Genomic DNA, 21,056 nt, shown 5'->3' on the forward strand with positions numbered 1-21,056 from the left:
ATTGTATAGGTGATATTTTTGAATTATTAAAATTATTAAATGTATATAATTTTGGTTAAGTAAAGTAAATATTATAAACGACATACTAATCTCACTACTTTCAAAAACACAATCGACCTACTATTATAACTCTACAACATGCAGAAACTTTTACCCTACTTAGCTCGCCCAGCGTTGGTGGCAGCTATGTTATTTGGCGGCTACGTCTCCTTCGGCCAGGATAAGCTGAATGCGGACCAGAAACTGGTTCCGCAAGCCGCGCTTGAGCACCTGAAGAAGAATAAGCAAGCGTTGAAGCTATCCGACAATGACTTGGCTGAGGTAATGCTCAGCAGTCAGACGCTATCCAAGAAGAGCGGCATTAAGCACCTGTATTTGCAGCAGATGCACCAAGGCATCGAGATTCACAATGCCATTACTACGCTTAATATGAGCAGCGACAACGAGGTCGTGAGCGTGAGCAACCAATTTGTGACGGAGGCGAGCAAAAAAGTAAAAGCCAGTAAGGCAGGGCTTAGCGCGGAGGCTGCCGTAGCCGCCGCCGCCAATCACCTGAACCTTTCGGTGCGGCAGTCACTATCGGTTCAGAAGAAAACCAATAACAAGAATCAGGAGGTACTGTTCTCCACCGGCGGCATTTCACTGGAGCCGATTCCGGCCAAGCTGGTGTATCAACCCATGGCCGATGGCAGTCTGCGGCTGGCCTGGGAAGTTACCATTGATGAGCTCGACGCCCAGAACTGGTGGGTTATTCGGGTAGATGCCGCCACGGGCGAGTTTTTGGAAAAAGACAACCTGGTAGTACACTGCGAGTTCGATAATGACGGCCCCGGCGGTGTGCCCATGAGCGACAGCTATGCTACCTATGCCCACAAAGCAGCGGCACCAGCAGCTCCTAAGTCGTTCAACTTCGCGACGACCATGGCAGAACCTACTGCCAACTACTACAACGTCTACCCGCTCACGACGGAAAGCCCCACGCATGGTCCACGCGTATTTGTCGGCACGGATGCGGCCGATAAGTCGGCTTCGCCCAGAGGCTGGCACTATACGCCGGTTGGCGACATGACCACCACCCGTGGCAACAATGTGTATGCCTACGAGGACCCCAACGGCACGAACCCCTTCCCAACCCCTGCCAATAATTTCGCGGTTCCCAACTACAGCCCCGATGGTGGTTCGGATCGGAAGTTCGATTTTCCAATTGACTTCACCAAGCAGCCCGATACATACAAGGACGCGGCTATTACCAACCTGTTCTACTGGAACAACGTGATCCACGACATGTGGTATCAGTATGGGTTTGATGAAGTTAGCGGCAACTTCCAGTTCGATAACTTCGGTAAGGGTGGTTTAGGCAACGACTTCGTACGAGCCGAAGCCCAGGATGCCCGAGTCACATCGTCCCAAGGTCCGCAGCGCGACAACGCCAACTTCGGTACGCCTCCCGATGGCTCTTTGCCCCGGATGCAGATGTATCTGTGGAAAGGTATTCCCGACCGGAACCTGTTCCGCGTCACGTCGCCCTCCACGTTGGCTGGTGCGTACCAGGCCATAGAAGCCGTTTTCAGCCGGCCTCTAACGTCTACGCCCGTAACCGGTAAGCTCGTGCTGACTATGGCCCCCGTCACGACACCGACCGGCCGGAGCGAGGAAGGCTGCGGCGCGTTCACCAACGCCGCTGCCATCAATGGCAATATCGCCGTAGTATATCGTGGTACTTGCGGCTTTGCCGATAAAGTGCAGAACGCGCAGATTGCGGGTGCTATTGCCGTGGTCGTCATCAATAATGCCCCTGGTGCGCCCATCGCCATGGGTGGCACCCCAACGGTACCGCAGCCCGCCATCGTTATTCCGGCGGTCATGATCAGCCAGGCCGATGGGGCTGGTATTCGCAGCCTGCTGGATGCTCAGACGGAAGTAACGGTAGCTCTCAAGAATGATGGAGCTGGTCCTGAATTCGACGGCGACTTCGACAATGGCATCATCGCACACGAATACGGCCATGGTATCTCCACCCGCCTCACGGGTGGCCCTGCAAACGTTACCTGCCTTAATAACGCAGAGCAGATGGGTGAGGGCTGGAGCGACTGGTTCGGCCTGATGATGACCATAAAGCCCGGCGACACGGGCAGCAAAGTACGCGGTATTGGTACGTACGTCAAGGGGCAGCCAACTACCGGCCTGGGTATTCGCCCCGCACCTTATAGCACCGACTTCGGCGTGAATAACTTCACCTATGCCGCTACCAACAACACGGCTACTATCAGCCAGCCGCATGGTATAGGCTTTGTGTGGTCTACGATGCTCTGGGATATGACCTGGGAGCTGATTAATAAGTATGGGTATGATGCAGACCTGTACAACGGCACAGGCGGCAACAACATGGCAATGCAACTGGTCATCGACGGGTTGAAGCTGCAAGTTTGCAGCCCTGGCTTCGTTGATGGCCGGGATGCTATCCTTCTGGCCGACGTTCAGAATAATGGCGGAGCTAACCAGGAACTGATCTGGAGGGCTTTTGCTAAGCGTGGTTTGGGTTTCAGTGCCAAGCAGGGCTTAAGCACTAGCCGCATCGATCAGGTTCAAGCCTTCGATTTGCCCCCCGTATACGCCTGTTCTGCTCCCGTTATTACGGCAACTGCTATTGGCGACACCTTCGTTGAGGAGGGCCAGAGCACGATTTATCTGGGCTATGGTCCGCAGAGTATTCAGCTACAAGCGAGCGGTGACCCTACTTTCGTGTATACCTGGGGGTTTGTTCCCGGCCTGAGCGACCTCACGATTCCCAATCCAGTATTCACTCCTAAAGCCGCGGGTACATACGAGCTTACCTTAACCAGCGTTAATAAGGAAGGCTGTTCCCGAACGGTTATCAAAAAAGTTGCGGTTGTTGATGTACGCTGTGGCTTTGTCTTCATTCGGAACAATAAAGTGTTGGTGTGCCATAACGGCCGGCCAACGTGCGTCACTACAGCTACCGTAGCAGACCATTTGAAGCACGGCGACTCGCTGGGCGAATGCCAGCAAACCTCCGCCGCCGGCTTGGTAGCCGAGGAGAAAGTAGCTGCCGAAGAGGTGCTGACCCTGACAGCTACTCCTAACCCCACAAGCTCGCAAACCTGGCTTGACTTTACCCTCACGCAGACTGGCAACTACCGCCTGGAGGTAATGAACATGCAGGGAACCGTAGTGGGTGTAGTAGCTGAGGGAATCGGCCGGGCTGGTGAAAACTTCTCCTTTAAGTTTACCAAAGGCCGCCTGGCTGCCGGCATCTACATGGTTCGCCTGACTTCCGGCCAGCAGAACAAGTTTACCCGCATCGTCTTGCAGGACTAGCCCGGTAAGCAGCCAGTAGCGAAAAAAGGTTGGCCGTGCATACTTATGGTCCTCCTTTAGAGATTAGCAAACAAAAAGCCCCCCAGATGTGCTTCTGGGGGCTTTTTTTGTTCTGTCCGACTACGCCGCACGTTACGCCGGCAGCTTACCTTTGACGCATCTTCAGAACAACAGGTTTCTCGTAGCCTGCTTTCCCCGGCGTATGGCCGCTGCTTTTACTCCCTTTGCATGAACAAACGGTACGTCGTGTGGCTCTGCGCCCTATTCGTTTTATTTGATTTAGGATACTCGTACATCCAGAATTATCAGCTCCCGTTGGAGGGCGATTTGGCCCCCATCGTGCTGCCGAGCTTCTGGTATAGCCAGGTGCTGCAAGATCCATTTGGGTGGGCGGTACTAGCCAAAAACGAGGTTTATGCGGGTCCCAACCGGTATTTTGCCCATGCAGCTATGGTGGGCTATTTCAAGTCGGTTCCGTTGTGGCTTCAGCGCTTCACCAATCCTATCAGCAGCGTATATATGGCCTGTGCGCTGTTCAAGACGGCTGTGCAAGCGCTATTGTTGTACCTGCTGGCTGTGTATTGCACCGGCGCGCAGCGCCTTACCGATCGGCGGCTGTGGCTGCCCGCGGCGCTGCTGGTGCCGCTGTTTCAGACGGCTGGCTATAATGGGCAGATGGGCGTAATCGATCATTCAATTACGTACACGTTTTTTTATGCTTTCCCGTTGGCCTTGCTGCTCGTGCTGCTGCTGCCTTTTTACCGAGCCGCTTACGGCCGGCAGCCCCTCCGGTTATCGTGGGTTGCGCTGCCTCTTATTGCAGCGCTCATGGTGGTGCTGGCCTTCAACGGCCCTATCGTGACGGGCGCGGTGCTGGTGCTGGGGGTGAGCATCGGTCTGTACTGGATAAAGCGGCAATGGCCGACAGCCCAGGTGCGGTCGTATCCAGGTTGGTGGCTGCGCCAAGCGAAACAGGTGCCGCTTGTTGCGGTGCTGCTCTTGGGGCTATTCGTTATGCTGTGCCTGTACTCGCTTTACATTGGCCGCAACAACTCCGAGAATCTAACCGCCACGCTGCCCCTGTGGGAGCGGTATAAACTGGTGCCGCAGGGCATATTCCGCCAGCTGACCGGTAAGCTTGGCTTTCCGTTGCTTGTACTGATTGGCTTGGTCAACGCCCAACTTATTCGCCGCTTTTTGCCCCCCAGTGCCGCGAGTAGCCGGTTGCTGCGGATTCTGCAGCTGCTGGGCCTTTTCACCCTGATCTATATTCTGTTGCTGCCGCTTGGGGGCTACCGCAGCTATCGGCCCCTCATCCTGCGCCGCGACTCTATTCTGCCCATTATTCTGGGCCTGATGTATTTCTACGGCGCTTCCACTTATTATCTGTTGCAGCACTTACCGGGGCGGCCCCGCCGTTGGTACATGGGTGGACTAGTGCTGTTTGGAGCCATCTTTATGAATGCTGATAAACTCAGGATGACTGATAACAACCAGTGTGAGCGGGCAGCCTTGCAGCAGCTGGCCCAGGCATCCGAGCCGATAGTGCATCTCACTAGCGATTGTACCGTGATGGCCTGGGAAAAAATAACCGATCCGCTGCAATCCGATAATAACGCGCAGCTGCTGGAACTCTGGGGCGTGACTAAAGGTAAAAAGCTCTATTACCAATGAGCCGCATCCGTACGGCTGTGCTGTGAAGGCAGGAATAAAGCATGGCAGGCTGGTCATTTTACCGCCGCCCCTGTGTACGAATTTATTGCTCCCTGGCCCTTCGCTTATAGCAACAATTTGGTACATCGACTATATTGAAGAAGGTGACGCGCACGCTTTTAAGCTCAACATCAGCGGGCCTTATGCCTAAGTGACAATCACGGTTGGTAAAGCAAATTACCGCGTTCATGTAGCTGAAAGCGGCGTTGAAAGAAAAGACCAGTATAGGGGCTGACATTGTGGTACTTTTAGGTAAAATCATATTTAATAGTTAAATACTGATAATGCTATTTACCTCTTTTCATCATGTTTCTTCGCCTGCGCTTCCCGTATGTTGTTGCTTTGCTATTGCTGTGTAAAAGCCCTGTTTTAAATGCCCAGGTCATCAGCGATGCCGAGGACGCTGAACTGCCGACAGGCAACAAGCAGACAACGACCGATGTCGCGGTTCAGCTCCGGCAGCTATACGCCCCCAATATGTCGTCCGCGACCGCCGGCATCCAGGAGCAGGTACAGCTGTTATATACGTTAGTCAATTTCAGGCCCGTCTGGACCACTGAAGCGGGCCCGACCGAGAACGCGCAGGCAGCGCTTACCCTGTTGTCGCAGGCCCAACGGTACGGGCTCAAACCCGCTGATTATGAGACTGTCTACCTACGTAACCTGCTTGATTCGCTGCACACAACGCCAATGCAGCTCCAGCAACGCCTGGCGGTCGAAACTCACCTTTCGGCTGCGCTTATCCGGTTTTCTCAGCACCTGAGCCACGGCCGGATACCGGGCAGCACGATTCGGCCGGCGCAGGTGACGGAGAGTGAAATTATCAACGCCGCTATTCACGTTAGTCAGGCGCTGCAAAGCAATGATTTAGAGCAGCATATACTACTGGCGCAGCCCACTAGCCGGAGCTATGTACGACTGCTTTGGGCATGGCAAAGCTTGTTGAAATCGGATACGGTGGCGGCCCGTAAAATGTCGCTGCCCGTAGCTCTTAACCTGGAGCGGCTGCGCTGGGAGCCCCGCGCCGATTCTATTTATCTGGTCGTTAATATTCCGGCCTACAGCTTACAGGTGGTGCGGGGGCCGCAGGTGGTGCGCAGCCACCGGGTGGTGGTGGGCAAGGCGGCCACTCCAACGCCTGAGCTATACAGCACGGTCAATTTTTTGCAGACCGCGCCCGAATGGCGTATGCCGCATAGCATTGCCACCAAAGAGATTCTGCCGAGGTTGAAGCGCGATCCTCGCTACCTGAGCTCCCGGAACTTCAGATTGTACAACCAAGCGGGTGAACGGGTGAATGCCGCGCGGGTGAATTGGAAAACAGTGACGCCTGCTGAGTTTCCATATCAGATTCGGCAGGCGCCCTCCTCACGCAATGCGTTGGGAAACGTGGTATTCCGCTTTCCGAACCCGTACGAAGTATACCTGCACGACACACCCAATCGGGAGCTGTTTGAGGCCAGCACCCGTGCGTTGAGCCACGGCTGCATCCGGGTGCAGCATGCGTGGGCTCTGGCTCGCTTTCTGGTGCAGCGCGATGCCGGCAAGGCCGAGAACAATAGTAATCGGATGGAAAAAATGAGCGACAGCCTTAACGAAGGAGAAACCAGGTCGTTTGGTCTGTACGCTTCCGTGCCGCTGATAATCCGCTATCAAACCTGCGACGCCGATGGGAGCAAGCTGCGTCAGCTCCCCGACATCTACGGCCTCGACGAGGTATTGACCGAAGCGTGGGACCGCGCTGCCAGTGAAGACGGGGTTACAGCGGCTATCCACTAGAGAAGCCTGGCACTTGCAGGATTGTGGATGGAAAGGAAAAAGCCCCCCAGCAGCACTGCTGGGGGACTTTTTGGTGAATGAGCGAGAAACGAGGTTCGAACTCGCGACCCTCAGCTTGGGAAGCTGATGCTCTACCAACTGAGCTACTCTCGCGGGAAACTTGGTGGAACAAAAATACGCTGCTTAAATCAATTTACAACTACCGCGCGTATCGGTTAATAGAGTGCTGGGTCAGGGCCGCCCTAGTGGCCCTGCGTTGCCCTCGCGGGGCTTTTGTTTGACATGTATCTTTGAATGCATCTGTTATGGCTGATTTGCCGGCTAATCGTTCGCGTAGCTATTTGTATCTGATAGCGGGAGTCACGCTGTTCGTGCTTCAGCTTATTCGCCTGCCGGGGTATTATGCTGCCTGGCAGAACAATACTCTCGACACGTTTCGCCTCACCATGAGCGTCATAGCCTTGGTAGTAGCTATGCTGATGATTCGTTTTGGCTGGCGAATGCGCCGCGACGGTAAGGCTTCTGATGAGCCCGGCGACCAGTCTATTTCCTGATTCAGCAGCCGCTGCATACTCTCGGCATAGATTTGCACCGTCTTCACCCCTGGCCTTCTATGTCTTCTCCGCTCCGCATTACGGTGGCCAAACGCACCTCTCCGGTGGCTACTCAACTGGCTGAACTAGGGCGTCAAACCTTCCAGGCCACCTTCGCCGCCGATAATCGGCCGGAGGATATGGCCGCTTATCTGGCCGAAAACTTCACGCCGGAAAAGCAGCTAATAGAGCTGCAAAACCCGCAGGCAACCTTTCTTCTGGCGCATATGCAGCTAGAACTGGTGGGCTATGCCAAGCTGTTGCTTAACTCCGCTCTAGGCCTTGAGGAAGGAAAACCAATGGCTGGCCGCTTAGAAATTGAGCGCTTGTATGTACGCGAAGATTGGCTGGGCACGGGCCTGGGCGCCACGCTCATGCGCCGGGCGATAGAAGAAGCGCGAACTCACAGCTGCCGCACCATCGTTTTGGGCGTATGGGAACATAATCGCCGCGCGGTAGAGTTTTACAAGCGCTTTGGATTCAGGGAGATAGGTCGCCATGAGTTTCAGCTTGGTGATGATATTCAGAATGATTTGATCTTGCGAAAAGGGTTGTAAAAGCTCCCCATGCTGGCTTGTTGCGTTCCTGTCTTAGGCAGTCATTCGATATGCTCGCCCAGCAGCCAGGTAGGGAAGGGAAAAGAAGGACAAACGCGTCTTCCGCGCCAACTGCGTTACTTTGTCGTATTGCTCACCAACCCTTCTGCTGTGCGAAAAGACTGGCGCGCTTATCTTTTGCATTTTGTTTCATTGGCTCAGCCGCTCCGCTGGTGTCTGCCGTTTCTGCTGGTTTCATTGCTCAGTGCCTGCTCTACTGATGGGCGTGAAGCGGCCAACTTGCCGCCGCCTACCGGGCATTTTGAGGGTCCGATTACCTATCAGGGCACGGAACTACGCGCTACGCTCGATTTGCGTGAAATAAAGCCAGGCCAGCTGCAAGGCGAGGTGCGCCTGGCCGATCGTCAGGGTCTAAGCCTGCCCGTGCAACAGATAACGTATCAGCATCCGCGTCTCACGGTACGCTGGGCCACGGGCGCAGCCTCTGATTTTGTTATCAATCTGACGCGCGAGGGTGATTTTCTGAAAGGGAAATTTACCGCTGACAGCACGGAGGCCGAAATCCTGATGGTGCGTCGCGGGGATGCTGAGCCGCTGCCTTACCTCGAACAAGCGTTGCCCGTGCGGATTGGCGGGAGGATGCTGCCTGCTACCGTGCTTATGCCAGATGACACGCTACGGGTGCATCCGGCCGTAGTGTTGCTGCAAAATGCCCCCCAACGCACTCCGCTGGCTGTGCAAATACTGACGGATCTGCTGGCGCGCCGTGGCGTGGTAGTCATGCTGGTGGCCGGGCGTCCGGCTACGGCTGCTGCCAGCGTTAGCCCCGATTCGCTGGCAGCTGATGTGTTAGCAGCGGCCCGGGCGCTGAAGCGGGTTGCGGGCGTCGACACCACGCAGATTGGCTTGGTGGGCAGCGGCAGCGGGGCTACGGCACTGGCGCTGGCGGCTGGCAAAGATGATAAGGAGAACAGCTTAATAAAATACGTGGTGGCTTTGGGTGCGCCCGGAACCTCCAACGCGGCCCGAGTTACCGAACTAATTGACCGCCAGCTACGGCAGCAGGATGCCAGCGCAGCCGACCGACGGCTGGTCACACTTACCCGCGCCCAGCTGGAACAGTACGTGCGGCGCGAAGGCCGGGGTGATACAACAAAGCTGCACCGCAATCTGCGGAAAATTGCCCTCCAGCCGTGGGCAGCTACTACTGGCCTGCCTACCCGAGTACCAAGCAAAGCCGAATTAGAACAACCTAAGTGGCAGGAGCTGGTCTTCGACCCCAGAGCAGTTTGGGAGCAAGTGCGCATACCTGTTCTCCTGCTTTATGGTGGGGCCGATACAACCCTCAATGTACAGGCAAGCGCCGACCGCCTACGCGGGAATGCCGGCCGCCGTCGGGGCTCCGTGGTACGGATATACGCTGGCGCCGACCAGCAACTCTTGCTGCCAGCCGGTACCCAAAATGGCAAATGGCAGTGGCCGCGCCCAGTGCCCGACTATGTGGACGACCTCACCGCCTGGCTGCGCGAGCGATTGGAGCGATAAGAAAGGGGTCGGGGCAAATTCCCGCTTGTAGTTCCTTAAAACAGTAGCAAGCCCTTCTCACGCAGCTTTAGCCAAGGGACTGAACTCAGGAAGCGCTCGAATGACAGGCCGGCTTCGGCCGTTGGGAAGCTGCCGGCCGCTTCTTTCAATAGTAATTTCGTGTCATAGTCGTTGGTGAGCTGAGTGCAGAGCGCGTGCAACCATTGGCCCACGGCAGGCGTGGTTTTTATTTCGAAGTCCTCGGCCTGCTCGTAGAAAGTTAATACGGCCTGGGGGGCTTTTTTGCCTGATTCCAGACGAAGCTCCGGGGCGTTGCCGAGCCAGAACAGGCGCAGGTTCTGCTTGGCAAAATCCGGTTTGGATGCTTCCTGCACGGCTTGCTGAATCAGGTGGCGCGGCACGGTAGGGCGCGGAACTTTGAAATCGAACCAGAAAGAAAGGGGCTCCGCCAAGTTCACCCCGTGCAGATAATTGTAAAGCGCTTTCGCTAAGCCTGGCCCAAACTGCTCGTGGTCGGCGCCGGTGGGGTCGTCGTGCCAGAGGTCATTCCAGGCAAAGTCGCCGGGCGCCGGACCAATGGGTACTACCTGATACTTGGCCGGGTTTTTCCCCACGGGGCTATGCGCCGTCATGGAAAAGCGGTGCCAATAGCCCGATTGAATGACGCCCGCCGCAAATAGCTGCCGCACTATCTCCAGCGAATCAACTGTTTCCTGGGCGGTTTGGGTTGGGAAGCCATACATCAGATACGCATGCACCATGACGCCGGCCTGCGTAAATCCATCCGTCACGCGGGCCACCTGGGCAATAGTTACGCCTTTTTCCATGAGGGCCAGCAGCCGGTCGGAAGCTACTTCCAAGCCACCTGACACGGCGATGCAGCCCGAAGCCGCCAGCAAGCGGCACAGGTCGGGAGTGAAGGTTTTCTCGAATCGGATATTACCCCACCAGGTAATATTGGTGCGGCGCTTCAGCAGCTCCACGGCCAGATCGCGCAGAGCCAGCGGCGGCGCGGCTTCGTCTACGAAGTGAAAACCCGTTTGGCCGGTTTGCCGCACAATCTGCTCGATGCGGTCGGCGAGCAGGGCGGCGGGGGCCGTTTCGTACCGGGAGATATAGTCGAGCGTAACGTCGCAGAAGGAGCAGCGTTTCCAGTAGCAGCCGTGGGCTACGGTAAGCTTATTCCAGCGGCCATCACTCCACAGCCGGTGCATGGGGTTCAGCACCTCTATCACTGATAAGTATTCACTCAGCGGCAAATCGCTGTAGTCGGGAGTGCCTACTTCGTGGTGCGGAATGTTTGGGGCCGCGGTATTATTCAGGTATTCTACCTCACCAGCCTCATTGCGCAGGAAGGTGCGTTGGAGAAGATTTTTGCCCCCCAGCCCGTTAATCTGCGCATTATTATCTTCTTGTTGGAGCGTTCCTAAGCCAAACCCATTTTCAAACTGAGTTGCTACTAAGGTTTCTCGCTTGTTTGCTGACGAAATAGCGTAGGTAGCACTTAGCAATGAATGCTCACGAGATACCTCGCTGTGCTCTGCCTTAGCATCTTTCTTAGCCTGCAGATACTCCAGTAGCCGTAGCCACGGACCTTCCCCATCATCCAGCGTGAGGTAATCGATATAGTCGAAGAAGCGCGGCTCCTTAATCTGACGCAGCTCGGTGTTGGGGTAGCCGCCGCCCATGAGGGTTTTGGCTTCCGGCCGTAGCTCTTTCATCCGCCCCGCGAGGCGCAGGGCTCCATACAGATTACCCGGAAACGGCACCGTGAAACCAACCACATCGGGCTCCGTGCGGGCTACAAGCTCATCGAACGACTCCAACAGCAACTTATCCAATAGGGTGGGCGGTGCTTGCAGAGCTTCGTACAATGGCTCGAAACTGGTGGCGGATAGCGCCAGCTTTTCGGCGTAACGCGAGAAGCCAAACTGTGGCCCTACCGTTTCTTTTATTAAATCGGCAAGGTCCTCAAGGTAAAGCGTAGCCAAGTGACGGGCCTGATCGGTGAGGCCCATGGTGCCGAAAGCCGTATCAAGGTCGGCTACGTTGTCGAAGCGAGAGGCCTCGGGCAGAAACCGGCCGTGGCAGATACGCGGGGCCAGCGTATTGTCTTTATTCTGCAAAAACCGAATAACTGGCTCAATGGTAGCCAAATAGCTGCGTTGCAGCCGCACCATTCGCCGGGCATTATCCGAAAGCTCGAAGCTCCCAGTCTCAATAGCCGCAAACACGCGCCGGAGTCCAGCCGATGAGAAAAGCTTCAGTACTAATTGTAACCCCAGATCGGCTTGGGTGCTGGCGTAGCCGCGCGCACCCAGGAAGCCCTTTAGGTAAGCAGTAGCCGGATACGGCGTGTTAAGCTGGGTAAGCGGCGGGGTTACAAGAAGGATGCGAAGACTCGTCACGACGGCAGAACAACGGGAAAGGGCATAAAGATACCGAACCGTGGTAGTGCGCGAATCCGTTCCGCCACACCGCCATTGTTTTGCGCAGGATATACAATCTATGTGTATGGCAGCTTATGCCCGGACGCTGGAGGGCTTTTTGCCCTCCAACTTTCCTATAATTCGTCCAGCGACATGCGCTTGGGCATCAGGTCGCGGCGGAATTCGCTGACGGAGCGGCCCGTTACCTGCCGAAACTGATTGCTCAAATGTTGACCACTGCTGTAGCGCATATGATCAGCTATTTCGCTGAGTGTCAGCTCACCATAGCTCAGCATCTCCTTTACCCGCTCAATTTTGAGACGAATAAGGTATTTCTCGATGGTGAGATTAGCGGTGCGCGAAAAGACTTTGCTCAGGTGCGAATACGTGGCCGAGAACCGGTCGGTGAGGAAAGCCGACGTGGTGAGCGGCATGCGCGCGGTGCGCAGGTGCTCCAGGTATTCAGCTAACGACGTTTTTATTTGTTCGGTAAGCTGCTCGGCTCGTCCAGTCAGCACGTCGAAGCCGGCTTCACGCAAGAGCGGCGCTACCGTGGTGGGGTCAACGGGCGTGGAGTGATTGAGTTGGGCGTGGCCCAGTTTTACTTCCGTCGGTTGATACCCAGCCTGTTCGAGCAGATGTTGCACGGCCTCGATGCAACGCGGGCAAACCATGTTTTTGATGTAGAGCAGTGTAGTCTTCACGGGCGAGGTTTTGGGTTTTGGTCTGAGCGCGGGGCCGGACGAGCCGACTTCCGCGGTGGTGAGTTAGGAACTGAAACTGAACGCGCACGCTGATCGGATTTAGGCTGATTTACCGCCCAACCCGGTCCGAACCAATTAACTGCTGCCCAATTGATAAAGGGGACAACACCTAAGAAGGTAACGGCTAAGAGCCAGAAAAATAAAAAAAACGCGCCAAACACACGGACCAACAATTCATTCTGTACACCGAATACGTAGACAGCTAGCAAAACGGCGAGTATTAGACTTATGCCTGCTATTACGCCCGTACGGCGCAGTAATGGGCGATAAGTGACTAATACAGAGCGACTGGCGGGCATTGCAAAGGAGGAGGTAGAAAGACAAAGATATTGTTTCTAGAACTTTTGAGCCTGCCACGCGGCTACCCGATCCGGTGGCTCGTGTTGCAGGGACTATGCTCGGCCCTCATCCGGCCAAGTATTCAGTTGCTTGATAAGCTGTCAGTTGCTTGATAAGCTGTGTGACAGGCAAGCCAGCTTCGGCATGCAAACGGCGAGTAAAACCTCGGCAGCCGCGGGGCACGGGCCCCAGGTACTCAATTCGGTAAGTGTGGCAGCATCCAGACAGATCAGCTTGGAGAGGCTGTTTTTGCCAGTTGACTGAAAGGTAGCCCTCAAGATAAGGTATTTTGAGCGAAGAAGGAAGCGCCGGTTAATGCAGCCGTCGGATTCCTTAGCCAAACAGGCCAGAAGTGGGGCCGAAGAAATGGGCATAAGCGAAGGGTTGAGGTTCGGTTTGCGAATTCTAATGTACATACACTCATTTGATTTTTCTAGTTCGAACCCCTGTAGTCTTCGCCTAAGACCAACTACCATCCCGAACTACCGTATCATGGTCTGACCCTTTTTATTGCCTTGTATATTCTTGCACTCAACTCATGAAAACTTCCTTTTTGCCTCGAATTATGCTTCTGGGGGGCATATTTGCTGCCTCGCTTACTAGTTGCAGCACCGGTACCGACCCCGGTGAAACTAACGTAGAAAGCGGCTCCGCGAAAGAGCAGGTAAATGAAAACAAGTCGGATGCCAACGACCCGGACGACAAGCTTTACACCACCTCCGATGCTGCCACCAACGGCACCGCCTCGGATACCTCGACCGTCAAAACCGGCAAGCAGGTGTATGATGAGGCCGCTGACCGCCGCGACGAAAATGTAGATGGTAAGGCCGGCCCCCAGTAATGAGTAGGACATAAAAAAGCCCCCCAGCAATTGCTGGGGGGCTTTTTTAGGCCGTGAAAGTCAGGGTTTAATAAAATACAAAGCTGTTCGGGCCAATGTTCACGCCAAATGAATCGATGGCCATGCCCGTGGGCTGATAGCGGATTACCTTGCCCGTGGTGGTGAACGGAGCAATAGAGCCATAAATGGTATTGTCCTTAGGGTCAATGCCCAACCCGTAGAAGCTGCGACGAATAATCGGATTTGTTGGCAGTGTGCTAGCGCCGGCCGCCAGCTGGTACACGCCCCGGCGGTAGCTGTAGTACAGCTGGTCCTTGGCGCCGTTGGTCGTCAGGTCGCTGGGGCCGCCGCTGGCGAATGGCAGGCTGGTTTGATTGGTCGGAGAGCCGGGATTGAAGCGAACCAGGCTGCCATTGGTAGAAGAAACTACGGCAAACGTAGGAGCCGGGCCGTAGCGGGTAATGCCCGTGCACGCTACCCATATATTACCGCTTTTGTCCTGCACCAAGCTGCTGGGGCCATCCTGCACCTGAATCGGGGATTCTGCCATATCAGTGCTCGGGTTGATAACGCTGACCGTGTTTTCGTCGGAGTTCGTGACGTATACCTTACCATTGGCCAAGAGCAGCTGCTCGGGCTGCCGACCTACCGCTATAGTTTTGGTTACCGTATTGGTGCGCAGGTCTATGACGGCTACGCGGCCGGGCTGGCCCCGCTCAACCCATTCCGTGAGGTAAGCCTTCTCAGAATTTATGGCTATCAGGTAGCGCGGCTGCTGTAGCTTGTCAATAGTGGCCACCTGCTTAAAAGTCGCCATTTCTACGACCTCTACTTTGCCCGTGGCATTTACCACAATGTAGCCCCGCGAGCCAACCACCGTCATCGATTGTACCACATCGCCCAGTATGCGGCCATTCACGCTGGTAAACAGGTTGTTATCGACTACGGTACCGGAGCTTTTGCTGTATAGACTAATTGCGCCGTTGGGCGTGTTGAACTGCCCTTCATTCACGATATACACGTTGGTGCTGTTGCCGGCCGGGGCAGGAGGGCCACCCGGTCCATCACTCTCAGGGTCGCAGCTGGCTAATGTGAGAGCCCCGATGCCGACCTGCAGCGTGCGGGTGAGAAAACGAAAAAAACGTAGTTGAAACATAAAAAAGGAGGTAAGAGAAAGGAAAAATAGTAGCGATTAGCGCCAAGTAAGGCGGAGGCTGAGCGCGGCATTGCGGGGCGGCATGGCCCGGTAAGCATATACTTGGTAGTTGCGGTTGGTGAGGTTGAAGCCTTGGGCCAGTACCATCAGCGCCCAAGTAGGCGTAAGGGCCAGTGTGCGGCCCAGGCTGGCGTTGAGCAGCGTATAGGAAGGCAGGAAATCGACGGCCGAAGCATCGGTGTAGCGGTAGCCGGTGAAGGTGAGCCCCGTGGTAAGCTGCCACTTATGCCAGCTGTGATCCGTGGTGAAGGCAAACGAATGCAGCGGCACGTAAGGCAGCTGCCGGCCCGCGGGGTCAGGGTCTTCGGCCCGGCCTTTTACCTTTTCCGACTGAGTGAAGCCATAAGCTGCGCGGGCCGCGAGCGAATAAGCCCCCCAGTGACCGTTGAGCTGGGAGCTGGCTTCCAAGCCACGGGCGCGCACTTGGCGCAGATTGCGCGGCGTATAGGCACCCTGAGTGTTGGGCAGCCATTGTACCCAGTCGTCTACCAGTTGGTGATAGGCCGTTAGCTCCGTTTGTAGGTTCCAGGGGGCATTTTTGGTGAATTGATGCCGCAAGCCAGCCTCGTAGCCAATCCCGTTTTCGGGGCGAAGATTCGGGTCGCCAGTGCGCCAGAAACGCTCGTTTAGGGTAGGAGCGCGGTAGCTGCGCGAGGCACTGACTTTCAGCGAAACCTGCTGAGCCGGTGTTTGCCAAAACTGCCACTCGGCCCCTACCGTGGGAGCAAGCGGCGGCCGCTGGCCCGTGATGAATGCCTGCCGCAGATTGGCAGTAAGCTGCAAGCGAGGCATAGGGTCGTAGCGCAGCAGCCCGAAGCCCGAAAACCGGTTTTCGGAAACCTTCCGCCCGTAGCCATCTACTTCGGCCGCGAAGTGTTGAGCCTCACCACCTAAGCGCAGGCTGGCTTTTGAGTTGAAAGAGAAAGTGTGCTCTGCCTGGACCTGCGTAGTGCGGACCCGCGAATTGCTCGTCAGGTTGTCGTTTTGATAATTAATAACATCCTCAAACCACGCTACTCGCACCGCCGACTCATGGCGCGCGGAAAGCACATGGCGGTAGCCGGCCAGCAGGCGGCGGCTTTGGTCCCGCTCACGGGCGTGGTTGTTGCCCGCGCCAATAGCGGGCTGAAGCTGCCGGTCAGCATCCGTGAGCCAGACAGCGGCAGTTAGCTCGCCGCGCTCACCCAGGCGCAGGGTGGCATCCTGGCTCAGGCTCCATTGGCGGATGGCCGCGTTCAGCTGGCGCCGACGCACCAAGCCTGTTATCTCGGGTGAGGTATAGGGAAAATCGTTGCGGGCCTCGCGGTAGGATGCCGCCGTACGCACTGCTACTTTTTCGTTGCTGAAGCGGCCTTCCAGACTGCCCGCGCCCAGGCCATACTGGCCCGCATCAAGCTGTGCACTTGCTTGCGCGCCCATTCCCCAGCGAATAGGAGAGGAAAGCAGCACGGTGCCGCCCACGGCGCCGGTGCCATACGTAGCGCCGGCAGGGCCGTGCTGCACATCTATCCGGGTATTGGCTCCAGCCGGCAAAAGGGCAAAATCAGCCTCTCCAAGAGAAGGTAAATTGATATTGAAGCCATTCCACAGCACGGCCGTGTGCCGGGCCGATGTGCCCCGGATGGTAATAGAGGATAGCTGACCGGGGCCGTAGTTCTTAATGTATAATGGTGTGCGCGCCGCCAACACATCCGTAAGTGTACCGGTGCGATACTGGCTTAACGCTACGGAGTCGATGGTAGTAAGGCGGCTGCCTACGGCAAACCGGCCTGGACGCGCGGCCTGCACCCGCACGTCAGGCAGCATCTGGACGGTAGATAGCTGGCTGGAATCAGAAGGCGTGCCGCTGCCTATCTGGGCTTGACCTGGAAAAGAGCCTAAAAAGCCCCCCAGAAACCCAAATGCCGTCAGCAGCCTTAACGGCCAGAGCCGCCAAAATCTTTGTATGCGCATCATCCGAACTAAATTTTCGGTTTAGGAAAATTCAGTTCAAAACCCCACATAAGCTCTCCAAAAGCAGGAAAACTACCGCGAAGCCGAGGCCGAAAACAGGGGAAACCGACTGCACGGAGCGGCCACTGCATTCGTTCTCCGCCTTTCCTCCGAAAGCGCTGAACATTAAACTTGTACAGGCAGGTCTCCTGGCTTGCTTCGAGTGGTGCCGCCTTCCCATTTCTCAGGCTCCTGCTAGATCAGAAGCTTTCAACGAAACAGTGGCCGGGGGACTGGCCCACCCTCCTATGAAGCGTACAGTTGCGGGGACAGCTCCCGATTTGAACGGGATTCCCTTTTCAGCCTTGCCCCACAATCGGGGTCTGGCCACCTATAACGGGCGCAAAGATAGCCGCATTCCGCCGAATACAACGCGTGTGGATAGTAGCGGAAGCAAGTGCAAACTCAGCTATAGCCGTATAGTATTTAAAAATGACTTGATATATTAGATAATGGCCATCAAATTGCCCCCCAGCTTTTACCGCCGCCCCGATCCTTTCCAAATTGCCCGCGAAATGCTTGGCAAGCATGTGTTTTCTAACCTGAATGGTGAGCTAACTGGTGGCCGCATCGTGGAAGCCGAAGCGTATTCTCATGTCGGCGACCAGTCGCTTATGATGCATTTCAAGCGGCGTGGGCACCACGCTCAGGCTTTGCTGGAACCGGGTGGGCACGCTTACCTCTATCAAGTATATCAGCGGTACACCTTGTTCAACATCAGTACCAATGAAGCAAATAAGCCTGATACTGTGCTTATTCGGGCCATTGAGCCATTAGAAGGAATAGAAATAATGCTCCAGCGGCGGGGGCAAACAGTAGTTTCACCAAAGCTGACCGCTGGTCCGGGGCTACTCACGCAGGCATTGAAAATTACGCCTGCTCTCACCGGAACCGATCTGCAAGGCGACGTACTATGGCTGGAAGACCATGGCGAAATAATCCCCGAAGAGCAGGTGAGGCGTAGTCCACGCGTAGGTCTGGCCTATGCCGGCGATGAAGCAGCCAATTTACCTTGGCGCTTTCGTATTATAGGGAGCCTATGGACAAGTAAAGCCTGACTACGGATGAAATCGTACGGCTATGAATAGATAGAATTGCTCTCATCTAGGGACATAAAAAGTCCCCAGAACAATTCTGGGAGCTTTTTATGTCCCTATATATCTTTAAAATTGATTGCCCAGCCCACTCAATCTGTCCAGTCAGAAAAGTCTGCGGTTTGACTTTTCTCACAGACGAGTACTACCAACCGGCCGCGCAGATCGGTGGTCGCAAACAGATAAGTGTCGCCGCCCTCCCGAATACCGGTGCGAAGACGAAACTCGGCTACCGAGTCGGGGAAGTTGCGCGTCGTGACGTGGGCACGAGCTTCAGGGCCGAGATGGGGGAGAAGGGCGTGGCGGTCGTAGCGCTCAGTAGCGCGGATGCGGAAGATGCGGCCGGGAAAATCGGGGCGGAGCATGTCGGCCGTGTATAAGTGGCTATGCTGGTGAAGCTTCAGGAGCTCAAAGGCCGTACCAATGCTTTTGAACCCCCCGGCTTTAAGAATTGCCACGTTGGGCTCGTACAAATACTGTTGCGGCTCAGCGTAACGCGGTATAGCGCGCGCCTCCCGAGCCCTGTTTAGCCGAAACTCCTGCTGCTGCCCGTTGCGCAACAAGTTGACGGTGAAGCGCTCCGGGTCTACGGCGGCCTCTGGGTCAAGCTCGTACAACACCTCTTTGCACTCATTATCGACGGCCACTACCCACAGCCGGCGCACTTGGCGCAACTCGCTCAGTGCCTGCTCAATATCAAGCATGGGCGATGTCTTGAGCAATACCCGCCGACTTTTGTGAAGGAGTAATGGCAGCAAACGTAACACATCCGGCTCACAGTCCTGAAGGCGGAATATCTTGCGAGCGGCCGTGTCGCGCCGGGCCGGATCGAGGTAGATCCAGTCGAAGGTATTCGGCGTGTTTTTGAGAAACTCTACTGCATCGGCCACATGGCAGTGAACCGTATGGATTCCCAACTGCGCCAGATTGTACTCAACTACGGCTACCAGCTTGGGGTCGCGCTCTACGTAGTGTACTTCCGGAATTTGGGTAGCGAAGTATGTGGCATCAACCCCAAAGCCACCAGTTAAATCGGCCAGACGCTGTCCACTTACGAGGCTGGCCTTAAAAGCCGCCGCGCGGGCCGAAGAGGCCTGCTCGACAGATACCGCACTGGGAAAAATCAGGTCGGGATTATCAGCCCAGGCCGGAATTTTGGAGCGGGCCTTCTGGCGCGCCTGAATCTGGCGTACCAGATCGGGTACTGGCAGGCCCGGAAAGCGTCGGGCTTGAAGAGCAAGTTGGGCGGGGTCGTGGTGCAGGTGGTCGGCAACGTACTGCCGGGCCGCGTCGGGCAGCGGAAAGTCCATAGCTATGCTTACGCGAAAACGAGCTCTTTAGCGCAATCTAGCGCAAATTCCAGCGCAAAGCGAGTAGAGGCTGGCCCGTTGGAGCAGCGGTAAAACCTACAGCGGCAGGTGATAAGCGCTGAAAAACGCCCCCGCGAGCGGCAGGCCAGCCAGCATTATTCGCCTCCACTGCCCGCTGGAAATGGGTATTGGTATTGCGGCTGATGAACACGTTAGCCAGCAAACTGGCGGCGGCTACGCCAATAGCAACCTTTTGTGGGTTGCTGAAATAGCGCTGTTCGCCTTCGCCAGCCAGCACCTGCTGACCGTAGAAACCTAGGGCACTCACAAAGGTCAGACGCTCGGCTAAAAACAGCCATTTCTGCTGCCGGTAGCTGTTTAAGTGGTCCAAAGCCTGGGGATTATCAGCCAAGTAAGGACGTAATCGTTGCCCAAAAAAGCCGGCATTCTGATAGTCATTAGTGCCCTGGGGGGCAAAATAGAAGTTCTTCTGGACGCCGTTCAGGCCGCGGCCCTGGTCCCCGAGACTGAGGCGCAGAATGCTGGGTCCTCGCTGAGCGCGGGTAGCACTGAAAGTTAGTAAGCAGCAGAGCAATAAGGCAAAAGAACGAAGATAACGCAGATTCATAGAAGCAGGAAGCAGCAATAGGTAGAGAAAGCTATGTGACTACAGGCTGGCGTAATTAGTTCAGGGAGAACAAAAACTTTCAACTCTTAACTCAACAAAAGGGCCAAGGTCTACGTTCTTGGGCCAGTTTACTTAGGTTCCACATTTAATTCGCTTATGACAACTCTCACAACCGCTTTTCGCCGCTACCTCCTACTGGCTACGCTGCCCGCCGCGCTAGCCTTCTCCGGCTGCGGCAAGGACAATGATAACGGTCCAGGTAATGGCCGGGTAATGGCTGTTCATGCTGCGGCCTCGGCCAACGTGCGTGTGAAAGTGCTGGTTAATAACTCAGAAATCGGCCAACTTAACTATGGTCAGAATTCAAGCTACTTGAATGCTCCCGCCGGTGCCCAGGAAGTAAAGATCAACGTCGCCGCCTCTGACCAGAATGCTGTGACGCAGACTGTTACCATCGAGCGCGATAAGAATCAGTCGTTGTTTGCTTACGCTCCAAACACGACAGCAAATGCTGTTGCGTTACTAGCTGTGTCTGATGACCTGGCCGCTCCCACCGCCGGCAAAGCCAAAATTCGTTTGGTGCATCTGGGTCAAGGTGCGGCCAGCCCCGTCAACTTAGCGCAGGCCTCAGCATCGGGTGCTCCAGTGAATGTTATTCCTACGGTAGCTTTCCCTACAGCCTCAGCCTTTGTAGAGATAACGCCCGGTGATTACAACTTTGTAGTGACGAACAGCACCAATGCAACGGTGACCTCGGTAGGCAATGGAACTGGCGCAGGAACTGGCACCAGAAACTACGCTGCCGGCAAAATTTACACTGTGCTAGTGCGCGGCGTTGCCAGCAGCCTCGATCAAACCTTGCAGCCCAGAGCCACAGTTATTGAAAATAACTAGCTCAGCAGCAGCTTGTAAGTAGC

The 21,056-nt window shown here is 55.6% G+C and carries 15 protein-coding genes, 1 tRNA gene and 1 riboswitch; of the genes, 9 read left to right on the forward strand and 7 right to left on the reverse strand.

Annotated elements, in window-relative coordinates; all coding sequences use genetic code 11:
* Positions 1 to 138: 138 nt before the first annotated feature.
* From B9A24_RS11415 to B9A24_RS11425, 3 genes are all read left to right on the forward strand, one after another.
* On the forward strand, positions 139 to 3,339 hold the full coding sequence (locus B9A24_RS11415) for a T9SS-dependent M36 family metallopeptidase (RefSeq protein ID WP_084445846.1): 3,201 nt from the start codon (positions 139 to 141) through the stop codon (positions 3,337 to 3,339).
* A gap of 228 nt (positions 3,340 to 3,567) precedes the next feature.
* Entirely contained in the window at positions 3,568 to 5,013 is a 1,446-nt protein-coding gene (locus B9A24_RS11420) for a hypothetical protein (protein ID WP_084445848.1), read from the forward strand.
* 345 nt (positions 5,014 to 5,358) lie between these two features.
* Positions 5,359 to 6,831 carry a L,D-transpeptidase family protein gene (locus B9A24_RS11425; protein ID WP_084445851.1) on the forward strand — a complete coding sequence of 491 codons (1,473 nt, stop codon included), beginning with the start codon at positions 5,359 to 5,361 and terminating at the stop codon, positions 6,829 to 6,831.
* Positions 6,832 to 6,911: 80 nt separating this feature from the next.
* On the opposite strand, the gene B9A24_RS11430 is transcribed toward B9A24_RS11425, so the two are convergent.
* A tRNA-Gly gene (locus tag B9A24_RS11430) sits at positions 6,912 to 6,984 on the reverse strand.
* A 137-nt stretch (positions 6,985 to 7,121) separates the two neighbouring features.
* On the opposite strand from B9A24_RS11430, the gene B9A24_RS11435 reads away from it, so the two are divergent.
* From B9A24_RS11435 to B9A24_RS11445, 3 genes are all read left to right on the forward strand, one after another.
* The gene (locus tag B9A24_RS11435; RefSeq protein WP_159452034.1) at positions 7,122 to 7,385 is read left to right on the forward strand and encodes a hypothetical protein; all 264 of its coding nucleotides are present in this window, start codon (positions 7,122 to 7,124) and stop codon (positions 7,383 to 7,385) included.
* A 59-nt stretch (positions 7,386 to 7,444) separates the two neighbouring features.
* Positions 7,445 to 7,981 carry a GNAT family N-acetyltransferase gene (locus B9A24_RS11440; protein WP_084445857.1) on the forward strand — a complete coding sequence of 179 codons (537 nt, stop codon included), beginning with the start codon at positions 7,445 to 7,447 and terminating at the stop codon, positions 7,979 to 7,981.
* A 192-nt stretch (positions 7,982 to 8,173) separates the two neighbouring features.
* Positions 8,174 to 9,526 (forward strand): hypothetical protein, encoded by a 1,353-nt coding sequence (locus B9A24_RS11445; RefSeq protein WP_084445860.1) that lies wholly within the window; start codon positions 8,174 to 8,176, stop codon positions 9,524 to 9,526.
* Positions 9,527 to 9,561: 35 nt separating this feature from the next.
* Here the strand turns inward: B9A24_RS11445 and B9A24_RS22680 are convergent, their stop codons facing one another.
* Together B9A24_RS22680 and B9A24_RS11460 are read right to left on the reverse strand one after the other, a co-directional pair.
* Entirely contained in the window at positions 9,562 to 11,934 is a 2,373-nt protein-coding gene (locus tag B9A24_RS22680; RefSeq protein WP_234997214.1) for a B12-binding domain-containing radical SAM protein, read from the reverse strand.
* 155 nt (positions 11,935 to 12,089) lie between these two features.
* Positions 12,090 to 12,659, reverse strand: coding sequence for a helix-turn-helix domain-containing protein (locus B9A24_RS11460; protein WP_143434910.1), 570 nt, complete (start codon positions 12,657 to 12,659; stop codon positions 12,090 to 12,092).
* 937 nt (positions 12,660 to 13,596) lie between these two features.
* Here B9A24_RS11460 and B9A24_RS11465 point away from each other — a divergent pair.
* Positions 13,597 to 13,899 (forward strand): hypothetical protein, encoded by a 303-nt coding sequence (locus tag B9A24_RS11465; protein ID WP_084445866.1) that lies wholly within the window; start codon positions 13,597 to 13,599, stop codon positions 13,897 to 13,899.
* A gap of 67 nt (positions 13,900 to 13,966) precedes the next feature.
* On the opposite strand, the gene B9A24_RS11470 is transcribed toward B9A24_RS11465, so the two are convergent.
* Together B9A24_RS11470 and B9A24_RS11475 are read right to left on the reverse strand one after the other, a co-directional pair.
* The gene (locus tag B9A24_RS11470) at positions 13,967 to 15,055 is read right to left on the reverse strand and encodes a DUF5074 domain-containing protein (RefSeq protein WP_084445869.1); all 1,089 of its coding nucleotides are present in this window, start codon (positions 15,053 to 15,055) and stop codon (positions 13,967 to 13,969) included.
* A 36-nt stretch (positions 15,056 to 15,091) separates the two neighbouring features.
* Positions 15,092 to 17,071 (reverse strand): TonB-dependent receptor, encoded by a 1,980-nt coding sequence (locus B9A24_RS11475; protein ID WP_084445871.1) that lies wholly within the window; start codon positions 17,069 to 17,071, stop codon positions 15,092 to 15,094.
* 158 nt (positions 17,072 to 17,229) lie between these two features.
* A riboswitch (cobalamin riboswitch) is annotated at positions 17,230 to 17,457 on the reverse strand.
* A gap of 102 nt (positions 17,458 to 17,559) precedes the next feature.
* Here B9A24_RS11475 and B9A24_RS11480 point away from each other — a divergent pair.
* A complete protein-coding gene (locus B9A24_RS11480) occupies positions 17,560 to 18,165 on the forward strand; it encodes a DNA-3-methyladenine glycosylase (protein ID WP_234997216.1) in 606 nt (201 codons plus the stop codon).
* 128 nt (positions 18,166 to 18,293) lie between these two features.
* On the opposite strand, the gene B9A24_RS11485 is transcribed toward B9A24_RS11480, so the two are convergent.
* Entirely contained in the window at positions 18,294 to 19,511 is a 1,218-nt protein-coding gene (locus B9A24_RS11485) for a class I SAM-dependent methyltransferase (protein WP_084445874.1), read from the reverse strand.
* Positions 19,512 to 19,548: 37 nt separating this feature from the next.
* Positions 19,549 to 20,139: a hypothetical protein gene (locus B9A24_RS11490; RefSeq protein ID WP_084445877.1), complete on the reverse strand. Its 591-nt coding sequence runs from the start codon at positions 20,137 to 20,139 to the stop codon at positions 19,549 to 19,551.
* Between the two features lie 156 nt (positions 20,140 to 20,295).
* Between B9A24_RS11490 and B9A24_RS11495 the strand changes: the two genes are divergently transcribed.
* Entirely contained in the window at positions 20,296 to 21,033 is a 738-nt protein-coding gene (locus tag B9A24_RS11495; RefSeq protein ID WP_084445880.1) for a DUF4397 domain-containing protein, read from the forward strand.
* The last annotated feature ends 23 nt before the right edge of the window (positions 21,034 to 21,056 follow it).

Source organism: Hymenobacter roseosalivarius DSM 11622 (genome assembly GCF_900176135.1).
Lineage (GTDB): Bacteria > Bacteroidota > Bacteroidia > Cytophagales > Hymenobacteraceae > Hymenobacter > Hymenobacter roseosalivarius.